The sequence below is a fragment of the Lawsonibacter hominis genome (assembly GCF_014287895.1).
GTDB lineage: Bacteria > Bacillota > Clostridia > Oscillospirales > Oscillospiraceae > Lawsonibacter_A > Lawsonibacter_A hominis.
In genome coordinates this window covers 11,729-23,864 of record NZ_JACOPP010000012.1, presented here as the reverse complement: position 1 = coordinate 23,864, position 12,136 = coordinate 11,729, and the positions used below count along the sequence as shown (strand labels likewise).

Below are 12,136 nucleotides of genomic sequence, written 5' to 3'. Positions count from 1 at the left end.
TTTTCTTTGGTACGCCCGAAGGGACTCGAACCCCCAGCCTTCAGAACCGGAATCTGACGCTCTATCCAATTGCGCTACGGGCGCTCAGGGCACGCTTATCAACGTGCCTGATTATTATAGCAATCTTTTTCGCGTTTGTAAAGCAAAATTTTCGGAACGACAACCATTCCTTTTTTCGATTCAGCAGGGGAGCGTATGCCAGGTATTGACGGCGGTGAGGTCAAGGAAGAGCGGACCGGATGGCGGCAGGAACGTAAACAGCAGAATGGCGGCGCCCAGGGCAACGGCCAGCAGCAGCCAAAGTCCTCGCCGGGCGAGCGGAAACTGCCGGAGCAGGCCAGGCAGCAGGAACGCCGCCGCCATGGTCAGCACATACAGCGCCACGTCAAAAAACAGCGCTTCACCGCCCAAAATGATATGATACAGCCAACCTGCGGCCAACGCCGCAGCACAGCACAGCAGCAGCGTAAGGGCGCGGACGCGCAGGGTATCCCAGCCCTCGTTCCGGGCCAGCAGAAGGCTGGCGGCCAGATAGGGCCAATACAGCAGCTTCAGGTGTTCCCACAGGCTCTCCTGCACGGGAGAAAAGCAGGCGGTGACGGCGTTTGGAAACAGCGCGTAGACAAAGTGGAGACAGGCTCCGGCCAGCGTAGCGACCACAAACAGCAGCAGCGCAGATTTGGACAGACGGGACATGACGATACCCCCTCATTTCTTCTCATTTGGAGGGTATGCCTGTCTGCCCGGGAATAGACCGGGGAAATTATCCCTCGATGGACATTACCTTATCCACGCGGCGCTGATGGCGGCCGCCCTCGAATGCGGTGGAGAGGAACACATCCACGATGCGCTCGGCCATATTGGGGCCGATCATGCCGCCGCCCAGGGCCAGCATGTTGGCGTCGTTGTGCCGCCGGGTCATCTCGGCGGAGAGCGGTTCGGAGCACAGCGCGCAGCGGATGCCGCGGACCTTGTTGGCGGAAATGGAGATGCCGATACCGGTGGTGCAGATGACGATGCCCCGCTCACACCGGCCGGAGGCCACGGCTTCCGCCGCCAAACGGCCGAAGTCGGGGTAATCGCAGCTCTGTGTGGAATCCGTCCCGCAGTCTTCCACCAGACAGCCCTTGTTCTCCAGATAGGTCTTGAGATGCTGCTTGAGCGCAAAGCCGCCGTGGTCGCTGCCCATTGCAATTTTCATGTTTCATATCCTCCTTACAGCCGGTGCAGTTCCGGCTTGCGTTTTTCATAGGTGGCAAGATAGCGGAAGCCAGTCTGCTGCAGCAGCGCGCAGGCCTCCGATATCCCCAGCCCCACGTGCTCCGGCAGGTGTGCGTCCGAGCCTACGGTGACGATCTCGCCGCCGCAGTCCCGGTAGAGCTCCAGAATGGGCTGCCAGTCGGCAATGGTCCGGCCGCGGTAGGTGTTTATCTCAATGCCGCGGCCGCCCTCCACCACCTTGCGCAGGATCGTGCGGATCGTCTCCCGGTAACGCTCCAGAGAGACTGGGGTGTGCATGTACCGCAGCGGGTAGATGATATGCCCCAGCACATCGTACAGATCGGTGCAGGCCAGAACGGACATGGAGGCAAAATAGTCGTCCAGGGCGGCATAGCAGGCGTCCGCGTCCGGATAATCAACAAAATAGAAATCGCGCCCGCCGCGCGCGGGGCTTAGGTTGTGGACGGAACCGATGACAAAGTCCAGCTCCGGCAGGGAAAGGATCTGCTCTGCGGCCGTACGGTCCACATGGGGAACGCCAAATTCCAGACCAAGCCTGAGGTTCAACCGGCCCTGGAACATGGGGACGGTCTCGCGGAACTGGGATACTGCGGCAGGCCAGTTGTAGCCGTACACGCGCCCGCCGTCCTGGTCCATCAGGTCGCAGTGATCGGTGATGCAAAGCTCTCCCAGACCCGCCGCCACGGCGGCATCCGCCATCCGGGCCAGGGGCACGTTTCCGTCCGGAGAGAGGACGCTGTGCGTATGATAATCCGTAAGAAGCATGGGTGAGAAACCTCCAGAAAAAAGTGAGCGAGGCCCAAAGCCTCAGAAGGGCCAGGAAGGGAACCAGCGCAGGAAGCAGGTGGTATACCATGTGGGTACCGTAATGCCCACCAGTACGGGATAAAACATGGCATAGAGGACCGCGGCGCCGCCGGTCAGGGCATAGACGGCAGGTTTCCAGCGGACGGCGTCCTCCCGTTCCGCCAGGTCGCGGAACACATAACACAATGCCAGGATCAGGAAGATCACAGAGGGGAAATAATGATAAGCGAAGGTGATGCGCCCGATCAGGAACCAGGGGGCCAGCTGGGACAGATAGCCCACCAGGATGAAGAGGGCCTTGCCGCAGCGGCGCTGGACCATGCGCACGGCGACGGCGAGCATGGCCAGCAGGCCGCCCCAGCAGACCACCGGGTTGAGGAAGGCCCCGGACCGGGTGGTGTAGCCGGGCAGGGAGGAGTCCAGATAGTAGAGGATGGGACGGATGTCCAAGATCCACTGATACCAGCGGGAGGAATAGGGGTGTGTGTCCACCACGCCCTTATGGTAAGAGAACATATACTTCTGATTCTCCCACATCACGCCCAGCCAGCCGCTCAGACTGGTGTCCCCCTTGGCTTGGGCGTAGGGGTAATAGGAGAGCACATAGATGACGGCCGGGATCAGGGCAAAGCACAGCACCGAAAAGGCCAGAAGCCGGAACGTCCAGGCGGTACGGGCGTGACGCTCTTCCCGGGGCCAATCCCGCAGCTTCTGGTACAGTCCGATGAAGTACAGCAGCGCCAGTCCCACACAGCCGTAGATCACCGTCCACTTGGAGGCTGCGCCGATCCCCCAGAACAAGCTGGAGAGGAACAGCGGCAGAGCACACTTCCGAAAGGGGGCGCCGGCGGGCAGGGTGAGATAGCGGTATAGAAAATAGTACATCAGCAGGATGAAGAACACCCCGTAAGTGTCGATGGTGCCGATGCGGGTCTGGGTCAGGTGCATAAAGTCGGCAGCCAGCAGCACGGTGCCGCAGGCGGCCACCGCCGTCCTGCCGAACAGGTTTTTCAGAAACACATACAGCAGCGGCAGCATGGCCACGCCGAACAGGGTGCCCATGAAGCGCCAGCCGAAGGGCGTCATCCCAAACAGGCGGATGCCAAGACCGAGGATCAGCTTCCCCAGCGGCGGGTGAGAGATCTCGTAGGGGGACACCCCTTCGATGTGCTCCAACGCAGTGCGGGGGTGGTAGATCTCGTCGAAATAGGCTGAATTGAACCAGGAGATCGCGTCTGGGACCGTGTCCTGCTCATCCAGAAGCGGCTCGGCGGAGTCGTTTGTGGAGACCCGTGTTCCGTTGTGGTCGAAGAGGGCCAGCTCCCCCAGCTCCAGCAGACCCTTGTCGGAGCGCCCCGTGAGGCGCAGATACCGGACGTACTGGGGATTTTCCGGGGCCAGTTCAATCCATTTAAAGAGCTGATTGTAGTTCTGGGACATGGCGTAGCTGGGTTCATATCCGGCGGCATCGGCCCAGTAGTAGGAGGTGACGCTGCCGCTTTCATCGGTTCGGGACCAGAGGGTGGACCAATGCGCTCCATCGGCGGAGATCTCCAGATTGTATTCTCCAGTGCCCAGATTTGGAAAATACCAGAGGTTCGCTACATAGACCTCCTGAGGCAGAACGATGGTATGGCTTTCCGTGCCGCCCAGATCCAGGGCGGACTGAGGCGCTTTCATGGAGCCCAGCTGAGCGAAAGCGGTCAATGCATAAAGCGTCGTGATCACAAGCAGGGGCAGCGCATCCCGGCGCGCCATAGGGTGGCATTTGCCTGCAAAGGTGAAGCGGCGCCTGGGTACGGACCCGCTGGAACCAGGAGCGGCCAGCGGCGTGCGGGTGGCCTGCCAGTACCAGACGAAGAAATAGAACAGCGCCGCGATGGTCAGGACCGGGAACAGATATACGATAAAGCGGATGGGGCCCATGGCCGACACCTCCGAAACAGCTGAAATAGGGGACGGATCAGCATCCGTCCCCTATTTTATTTCTTTTTCTTCTTCTTGTCAAAAAAACCTTTCAGACCGTCCTCGGCAGCGGCGGGAATCTCGCCCATGGCCTGGCCATAGGCCTGCAGCGCCTCCTTCTGCTCATGGGTCAGACCGGTGGGAACCGTAACGTTCACAGTGACGTACTGGTCGCCCCGGCCCCGGCCGTTGACGCTGGGGATCCCCTTGCCCCGCAGACGGAAGGTAGCGCCGGGCTGCGTGCCCGCGGGCAGGCTCCACTTGACCTTGCCGTCGATGGTGGGCAGCTCCAGCTCTGCGCCCAAGGTGGCCTGGAGGAAGGAGACCGGCTGGTCCAGATAGACTGAGGTGCCGTCCCGCTTGAACAGGGGATGGGGACGCACGGTGACGCCGATGAGCAGGTCGCCCGCCGGACCGCCGTTTTTGCCCGCGCCGCCCTGGCCGCGCAGGGAGACCGCCTGGCCGTTATCGATGCCCGCGGGGATGTTGACGGTGATCTTCCGCTGCCGCCGCACACTCCCGCTGCCGCCGCAGGATTTGCAGGGAGAGTGGATGAGCTTGCCCGTGCCGCCGCACTTGGGGCAGGTGGCGGTGGTGGCGAAGGTAAAGGCCCCCCCGCCCCGTTGAATGCGCACGGTGCCGGCGCCGCGGCAGTCGGGGCAGATCTCTGCGGTGGTACCCGGCTCACAGCCGCTGCCCCTGCAGGCGTCGCAGGACTCGGTGCGGTTCAGGACGATCTCCTTCTCGCAGCCGAACGCGGCCTCCTCAAAGGAAATCGTCACCGAGGAGCGCAGGTTGTCGCCCTTCATGGGGCCGCTGCGGGCGCGGCCCGAGCCGCTGCCGCCGCCGAAGCCGCCGCCGAAGAAGGAGCCGAACAGATCGCCCAGGTCGAAGTCCCCGAAATCCGCGCCGGTAAAGCCGCCGCCGAAGCCGCCGCCCGCGCCGAAGTTGGGGTCCACCCCCGCATGGCCGAACTGGTCGTACTTGGCGCGTTTCTCCTTGTCGGAGAGGATCTCGTAGGCCTCGTTGACCTCTTTGAACTTGGCCTCGGCGGCCTTATCGCCGGGGTTCAGGTCCGGGTGGTACTGTTTGGCCAGCTTCCGGTAGGCCTTCTTGATCTCGTCGTCCGTGGCGCCCTTGGACACGCCGAGGACCTCGTAATAGTCTCTTTTTTGTTCAGGCATTGGTGTTCACCTCTTTACGCGGAAAGCGGCGGGGGCAAGCCCCCGCCCTACGTTTTGGTAGGGGGGCGATCTCCGCCCCGCCGCTTTTCGGATTCGTTACTTATTGTCGTCGTCCACGACCTCGTAGTCGGCGTCCACCACATTGGGGTCGGTATTGCTGCCGCCCGGAGCGCCGCCGGCAAAATTGGCGCCGCCCATGTCAGGGCCTGCCTGGCCGCCCTGAGGATTGGCCTGCTGGTACATCTTTTCCGCGATGGGATAGAAAGCCTTGCTGGCCTCCTCAGTGGCGGCCTTGATCGCCTCCACGTCGGTGCCCTTCATGGCGTCCTTCAGCTTGGTCAGCGCAGCCTCCACCGTGGCCTTGTCGCCGGCGTCGATCTTGTCCTTGGCGTCCTCCAGAGCCTTTTCGGTCTGGTAGATCACCTGGTCGGCCTGATTGCGGACGTCGATCTCTTCCTTCTTCTTGGCGTCCTCGGCGGCAAACTGCTCGGCCTCCTTGACGGCCTTGTCAATGTCCTCCTTGGACATGTTGGTGGAGGAGGTGATGGTGATGTGCTGCTCCTTGCCGGTGCCCAGATCCTTGGCGGATACGTTGACGATGCCGTTGGCGTCGATGTCGAAGGTGACCTCGATCTGAGGCACGCCGCGGCGGGCGGGGGCGATGCCGTCCAGGTTGAAGCGGCCCAGGGTCTTGTTATACTGGGCCATCTCACGCTCGCCCTGGAGCACGTGGACCTCAACGGAGGTCTGGTTGTCGGCGGCGGTCGTGAACACCTGGCTCTTTTTGGCCGGGATGGTGGTGTTGCGCTCGATGAGCTTGGTCATCACGCCGCCCATGGTCTCGATGCCCAGGGACAGGGGGGTAACGTCCAGCAGCAGCAGGCCCTTCACGTCGCCCACCAGAACGCCGCCCTGCAGGGCCGCGCCGATGGCCACGCACTCGTCGGGGTTGATGCCCTTGAAGCCCTCTTTGCCGGTGAGCTTCTTGACCATGTCCTGAACCGCGGGGATACGGCTGGAGCCGCCCACCAGCAGGACCTTGGCCAGCTCGCCCGAGGAGAGGCCGGCGTCGCTCATCGCCTGCTTGACGGGGCCGGCGGTCGCCTCCACCAGATGGGCGGTCAGCTGGTCGAACTTGGCCCGGGTCAGGGTCAGGTCCAGGTGCTTGGGCCCGGTGGCGTCGGCGGTGATATAAGGCAGATTGATATTGGTGGAGGTGACGCCGGAAAGCTCGATCTTGGCCTTCTCGGCAGCCTCCTTCAGGCGCTGCATGGCCACCTTGTCGCCGCTCAGGTCGATGCCGGTGTCCTTCTTAAACTCGGCGGCCATCCAATCCATGACGCACTTGTCAAAGTCGTCGCCGCCCAGGCGGTTGTTGCCCGCGGTGGCCAGCACCTCGATCACGCCGTCGCCGACCTCCAGCACAGACACGTCGAAGGTGCCGCCGCCCAGGTCGTAGACCATGATCTTCTGGTCGGAGTCCTTGTCCACGCCGTAAGCCAGGGCTGCGGCGGTGGGCTCGTTGATGATACGCTTGACATCCAGGCCCGCGATGCGTCCGGCGTCCTTGGTGGCCTGGCGCTGGGCGTCGGTAAAGTAGGCGGGCACGGTGATGACGGCTTCCGTGACGCTCTGGCCCAGATAGGCCTCGGCGTCCGCCTTGAGCTTGCCCAGCACCATGGCGGAGATCTCCTGGGGCGTATAATTCTTGCCGTCGATGGTCACCTTGTAGTTGGAGCCCATCTCACGCTTGATGGAAGAGATGGTCCGGTCGGGGTTGGTGATGGCCTGGCGCTTTGCCACCTGACCCACCATACGCTCGCCGTCCTTGGAGAAGGCCACCACGGACGGGGTGGTGCGGTTGCCCTCCGCGTTGGGGATGACAACGGCCTCGCCGCCCTCCATGACGGCGACGCAGGAGTTGGTCGTACCGAGATCGATACCGATGATTTTAGACATAATTCCGTTCCTCCAATATTTATCAGGGTTTTGTTTTAACAAAAGAAATCCGGGGCGCGGACGGGGCGCTTGGGCGTCCTGCTGCGCGCCCTCCGCGACGGGCGGCTGCTCCGCGCTTCGGGCTAGTTGGCGACCTTCACCATGGCAAAGCGGATGACCTTGTCGCCGGAGCGGAAGCCCGCCTGGAACACGTCCACGATGGTATTTTCTCCGGCTGCCTCGTCCTCCACATGCATCACGGCGTTGTGAAGATTGGGGTCGAAGGCCTCGCCCAGGGCGGGGATCTCCTCGATACCCAGCTTGGAGAGGACTTCCCGCAGCTGGGCCATGGTCATCTCCACGCCCTTCTTGTAGGCCTCGTCGCTGGTCTCCTGCTTGAGCGCCCGCTCCAGATTATCGTATACCGGCAGAAAAGCCGCGGCCGTCTCCGCCTTGGAGTCCGCCCAGGCGGATTCCTTTTCCTTCTGGCTGCGGCGGCGGTAATTATCGTACTCGGCGGCCAGGCGGAGAAATTTATCCTCCTGATCGGCCAGACTGTTTTTCAGGGTCTCCAGCTCCTCCAGCAGGGGATCGGGGACGTCCGTTCCGGCATCCGGCGCGGCGGCTCCGGGCGTTTCCGGCGCAGGCGGCTCCTGCTCCAATTCGTCCTTGGGCATTTCGTTCTTCTCGCGCATAAGAGGTCATCTCCTATTTCTTATCGTCTGTGCCGCCGGGCAGCTCCCCCCGGCCGAACAGCCGGGAGAGCCCTTCCGCCAGATAGGAAAGCCGGGCGGTGATCTTGGCGTAATCCATACGGGTGGGGCCCACCACGCCGATAACGCCCCGCATGCCGTCCCCAATGTCATAGCTGGCCACCACCACGCTGGAATCCTTCAGCGCGTCGGCTACGTTTTCCGGGCCGATCAGGATATCCATGGGGTTGTCCTTGGGAATGGGGAAGTGGGCGGGGTCGTTTTCGTCGGACAGGTAGCTCATCAGCGGCTGGGCCCGGTCCAGACTGCGGTACTCCGGCAGCTCCAGCAGATGGGTGATGCCCGAGGTGTGTACGGTGCGCTGTTCCAGCGCCTCCAGCACCTCAATGGCAAAGGAGACCACCAGACTGATCAGGCCGTAAGCCTCGCCGGCGGCATGCTGGGCCACCCGCATCAGCTCCGGGGTGATCTCCTCCAGGGACAGGCCCGTGAAGGTCGTATTCAAAAGAGTATTGAGCATCTGCAATTGGGCCTCGGTCAAGTCCGAGGGCAGGCGCATGAGCCGGTTGCGCACGATATTCGTATCGGTCATCACCACGATGATAAAGGCATTGCGCTCCACCATCAGCAGGTCAAAGCGGCGGATGGTCACCCGGCCGGAGCCGGAGGAGAGGGCGAAAGCGGGATAATTGGTCAACTGGGACACCACGCGGCCCGCCTCGGTGAGCACCCGGTCCAGCTCCCGCATCTTCATGCGCAGGGCCTGGTTGATGCGCTGCGTCTCCTGGATGGAGAGCTTATGTTCTTCCATCAGCTCGTTGACGTACAGCCGGTACCCCAGGGGAGAGGGCACACGCCCGGCGGAGGTATGGGGTTTTTCCAAAAGCCCCATGGACTCCAGGTCGGCCATCTCGTTGCGGATGGTGGCAGAGGAGACCTCTATGCCGATATTTGCGGCGACGGCCTTGGAACCCACCGGTTCCGCCGTCTCGATGTAGCTTTCGATGATGGCGCGCAGGATCCGCTTTTTTCGTTCCGTCAAATCCATTTGCGCCGCCTCCCGTATGATTTTAGCACTCAACATCTCTGAGTGCTAAAGATAATGTACCACCGTCCCCCCGAAAAGTCAATAGGCCGGATGTAAATTAAATATGAACGGGGCGGGCGGGCCGGGAAAACGCACCTGAGTCGCGGGAATGCGAAAGCAGGAGAGATTGACGGCACGGGGGAACCTATGGTATGCTAAACGAAGAATAAAGGAGGGCTGACCGACGTGGATGCCTTTGCGATCATCGACTATGATCCCCGCTATCAACACGAGCTGGAAGAGATCTCCCTGCCCTGGCTGCTGGAGCACGACCTGCTGGAGCCGGTGGACCTGGAGATGCTGGCCGCGCCGGAGCGCTTCCTGGCGGACGGCGGACGGGTGCTGCTGGCCCGGTGGGGGGAGCAGATTGTGGGTATGGTGATGCTGGAACTCCAGGGGGAGGGCGTGTGCGAGGCCCTCAAGCTTGGGGTGCGGGAGGAATTCCGCGGAAAAGGCGTCGGCCGCGCGCTGATGGAAGCGGTCATCCAGGCCGCCCGGGACGCGGGGCAGCGCCGGATGGTGCTCACCTCCAACCATAAGCTCAAGGACGCGCTCAGGCTCTATGAGGACTTCGGCTTTCAATACGTGGAGTATTCGGACAAGTGGTTCCAGCTCTCCGACGTCCGGATGGAGCTGGAATTATGAAGCGGCCCGTGCGGCTGAAGGCCGGGGATACGGTGGCGGTGGTCAGCCTGTCCTGGGGCGGCCTGGGGGAGGCGGAGCTGCTCCACCGGTATTTGATTGCAAAGCGGCGGCTGGAAGAGGACTTCGGCCTGCGCGTGCGTCCCATGCCCCACGCGCTGAAGGGTGCGGCCTTTGTCCACGCGCATCCGGAGCTGCGGGCCCGGGACCTGATGGACGCCTTTCGGGATGACTCCATCGCCGCTATTTTCTCCGCCATCGGCGGGGACGATACCATCCGGCTGCTGCCTTATATCGACTATGCGGTGATTTCCGCCCATCCCAAGATTTTTATGGGCTATTCCGATACCACCATCAACCATTTTATGATGCTTAAGGCAGGCGTGACCTCCTTTTACGGTCCTTCCGTCCTGTGCGAATTCGGGGAGTACGGGGCCATGTTCGATTATACCGCCCAAGCGGTGCGGGATGTGCTTTTTGGGGATACGGCGGGTTACCAGATCAAGCCCAGCCCCCTCTGGAGCGATACCTTTGTGCCCTGGGCGGAGGAGAATATGGACCGGCGGAAGATCCTGCGGCCGGACGTGCACGGCTACGAGCTGCTTCAGGGGCGCGGTACGGTGCGCGGTCCTCTGTTGGGCGGCTGTATCGACGTGTTCATGATGGCGGCCGGTACGCCGGTCTGGCCCGCGCCGGAACGATGGAGGGGCGCGCTTTTGTTTCTGGAGACCAGCGAGGATAAGCCCTCGCCCACCTTCGTTACCTGGGCCCTGCGCAATCTGGCGGCCCAGGGGGTCCTGGACGCGGTCAGCGGAATTCTGTTCGGCAAGCCCCAGGACGAGGCCTACTATGAAGAGTATAAGCAGGCCCTGCGTCAGGTGGTGGCGGAAGAGGCCGGGCGAAGCGAGCTTCCCATCCTCTATAATTTGAATTTCGGCCACGCCGCCCCCATCGGTGTGCTGCCCATCGGGGTTCCCGCGGAGCTGGACTGCGAAAAAAAGACGCTCACCCTGCTGGAGAGCGCCACAAAATCAGAATAAGACAGTCTGCGGGGACGGCGTAACGCCGTCCCCGCAGTTTGTCGAAAAAGGCCTTTGGCCTTTTTCGACAGAGGGATGCATGACGGACAGGGCTCGATTCTTGCCGGGGACGGCGTTACGCCGTCCCCGGTTCTGATTTGGCAAATTGCGTTACGTCGTTGATCCATTCCCGGGAGCGGAAGCGCCGCACGCCGAAACCGAACTTCACGACCTGCTCCAGCTCGATCCCCGCAAAGACCCAAAAGACGCTCAGGCGGAGCGCCAGCCCGAGGAAAGCCGCCGCCGGGATCGCCGCGCACCAGAGCGGGATCAGATCGATGGCGGTAGCGGCACGCACGTCGCCGCCGCCCCGGAGCACGCCTACGATATTGACGGAGTTGAAGGAACGCAGGGCCAGGAATATGCCGGTGAACGTGAGCATCATAGTGGTGATGGAGCCGGCGGCGCCGGAGAGGTGAAAGATGGGATAGAGCAGGCCGGGGAAGACGAACCAGGCGCACAGGACCATAGGGATCCCGATGGCCAGGGCGCACAGCATGGCCAGCGTATTCAGCGCGGCCCCCACCTCATAGACGGTGTCCCGCCGGCCCGCGCCGATCTCCCGGCCGATGATAATGGAGGCGGTGCCCGCCACGGCGAACACAGCCACCGAGCAAATGTCTTCGATGTTGCCCGCCAGAGCGCGGGCGGCCAGGATCTCGGTGGAGCCCTCCATGTGGCCCAAGATGACCTTGTAGACCGAGGTGCCCAGGCCCCACAGCGTCTCGTTGAGGACTACCGGGCTGGAGTAGCGGATGAATTTTTGCAGCAGCGGCAGGCCGGGGCGGAGCATGGCGGCGGGGCGCAGGCGGAAGCGGCGGTTGGTCAGGGCGTAGACCGCCATGATGGCGAACTCCAGGATACGGGAAGTCAGAGTGGCCGCGGCGGCCCCGGTGACCCCTAGAGCCGGGGCGCCCAGGTTGCCGAAAATGAAGACCCAGTTCAAAACCGTGTTGGCACACATGGAGATGGAGAAGACGATCAGCCCCAGCTTGGGGTTTTCCATGGAGCGGTGGGCCCCCACATATACGCCGGTGATGCTGTTGAACAGATAGGAAAAGCCCACGATGCGGGCGTAGTCGGCGGCCAGGGGGATCAGCTCGGCATTGTCGGTGAGGACGGCCATCAGCTGCTCCGGCAGGAAAAACATCACCGCCGCGAAGAGCGCGGAGATGGCGCCCGCCGCATAACAGCCCAGACCGATGACGCGGTTGATGGAGTCGGTGTCTCCCTTGCCCCAGAACTGGCTGATGAGCACCGAGGAGCCGCTTTGCAGGCCGAAGATGACCAGCTGGATGACAAACACCGGCGTGTTGGCCACCAGTACGGCGGCCAGAGGGGCCTCGCCCAGGGTACCCACCATGAAGGTGTCGATGAGGCCCAGAAAGGTGGTGGTCAGATTTTGCAGCAGAATGGGCAGGCCCAGCAGTACCACGTTTCGGTAAAAGCCGCGGCCGCGTTTCAGGTAAGAAAACAAAC

At 62.5% G+C, this 12,136-nt stretch carries 11 protein-coding genes and 1 tRNA gene; 2 read left to right on the top strand and 10 right to left on the bottom strand.

Translation table 11 applies throughout. The features are described from left to right. Window positions 1-7 precede the first annotated feature (7 nt). The 9 genes from H8S57_RS09850 to hrcA all read right to left on the bottom strand — a co-directional run bounded on the left by H8S57_RS09850 (window position 8) and on the right by hrcA (window position 8,897). Window positions 8-84, bottom strand: a tRNA-Arg gene (locus H8S57_RS09850). 96 nt (window positions 85-180) lie between these two features. Next, complete coding sequence (locus tag H8S57_RS09845; protein ID WP_186907915.1) at window positions 181-696, bottom strand: DUF6512 family protein; 516 nt, start codon at window positions 694-696, stop codon at window positions 181-183. A gap of 67 nt (window positions 697-763) precedes the next feature. Continuing rightward, the gene (gene rpiB, locus H8S57_RS09840; protein ID WP_186907914.1) at window positions 764-1,201 is read right to left on the bottom strand and encodes a ribose 5-phosphate isomerase B; all 438 of its coding nucleotides are present in this window, start codon (window positions 1,199-1,201) and stop codon (window positions 764-766) included. A gap of 14 nt (window positions 1,202-1,215) precedes the next feature. Further along, window positions 1,216-2,007 carry a histidinol-phosphatase HisJ family protein gene (locus H8S57_RS09835; RefSeq protein ID WP_186907913.1) on the bottom strand — a complete coding sequence of 264 codons (792 nt, stop codon included), beginning with the start codon at window positions 2,005-2,007 and terminating at the stop codon, window positions 1,216-1,218. Window positions 2,008-2,049: 42 nt separating this feature from the next. After that, the gene (locus tag H8S57_RS09830) at window positions 2,050-3,975 is read right to left on the bottom strand and encodes a glycosyltransferase family 39 protein (RefSeq protein WP_186907912.1); all 1,926 of its coding nucleotides are present in this window, start codon (window positions 3,973-3,975) and stop codon (window positions 2,050-2,052) included. 56 nt (window positions 3,976-4,031) lie between these two features. Next, window positions 4,032-5,198, bottom strand: coding sequence for a molecular chaperone DnaJ (dnaJ, locus tag H8S57_RS09825; RefSeq protein WP_186907911.1), 1,167 nt, complete (start codon window positions 5,196-5,198; stop codon window positions 4,032-4,034). A 96-nt stretch (window positions 5,199-5,294) separates the two neighbouring features. Then, complete coding sequence (gene dnaK, locus H8S57_RS09820) at window positions 5,295-7,157, bottom strand: molecular chaperone DnaK (RefSeq protein WP_186907910.1); 1,863 nt, start codon at window positions 7,155-7,157, stop codon at window positions 5,295-5,297. Window positions 7,158-7,279: 122 nt separating this feature from the next. Then, the gene (gene grpE / locus H8S57_RS09815; RefSeq protein WP_186907909.1) at window positions 7,280-7,831 is read right to left on the bottom strand and encodes a nucleotide exchange factor GrpE; all 552 of its coding nucleotides are present in this window, start codon (window positions 7,829-7,831) and stop codon (window positions 7,280-7,282) included. A 13-nt stretch (window positions 7,832-7,844) separates the two neighbouring features. Further along, window positions 7,845-8,897 (bottom strand): heat-inducible transcriptional repressor HrcA, encoded by a 1,053-nt coding sequence (gene hrcA / locus H8S57_RS09810; protein ID WP_186907908.1) that lies wholly within the window; start codon window positions 8,895-8,897, stop codon window positions 7,845-7,847. 225 nt (window positions 8,898-9,122) lie between these two features. Between hrcA and H8S57_RS17360 the strand changes: the two genes are divergently transcribed. After that, window positions 9,123-9,581, top strand: a complete 459-nt coding sequence (locus H8S57_RS17360) for a GNAT family N-acetyltransferase (protein WP_287879013.1) — start codon at window positions 9,123-9,125, stop codon at window positions 9,579-9,581. After that, window positions 9,578-10,618 (top strand): S66 family peptidase, encoded by a 1,041-nt coding sequence (locus tag H8S57_RS09800; RefSeq protein WP_207723759.1) that lies wholly within the window; start codon window positions 9,578-9,580, stop codon window positions 10,616-10,618. The genes H8S57_RS17360 and H8S57_RS09800 overlap by 4 nt, the downstream gene beginning before the upstream one ends. 115 nt (window positions 10,619-10,733) lie before the next feature. On the opposite strand, the gene H8S57_RS09795 is transcribed toward H8S57_RS09800, so the two are convergent. After that, window positions 10,734-12,134 (bottom strand): MATE family efflux transporter, encoded by a 1,401-nt coding sequence (locus tag H8S57_RS09795; RefSeq protein WP_186907907.1) that lies wholly within the window; start codon window positions 12,132-12,134, stop codon window positions 10,734-10,736. Between the last annotated feature and the right edge of the window lie 2 nt (window positions 12,135-12,136).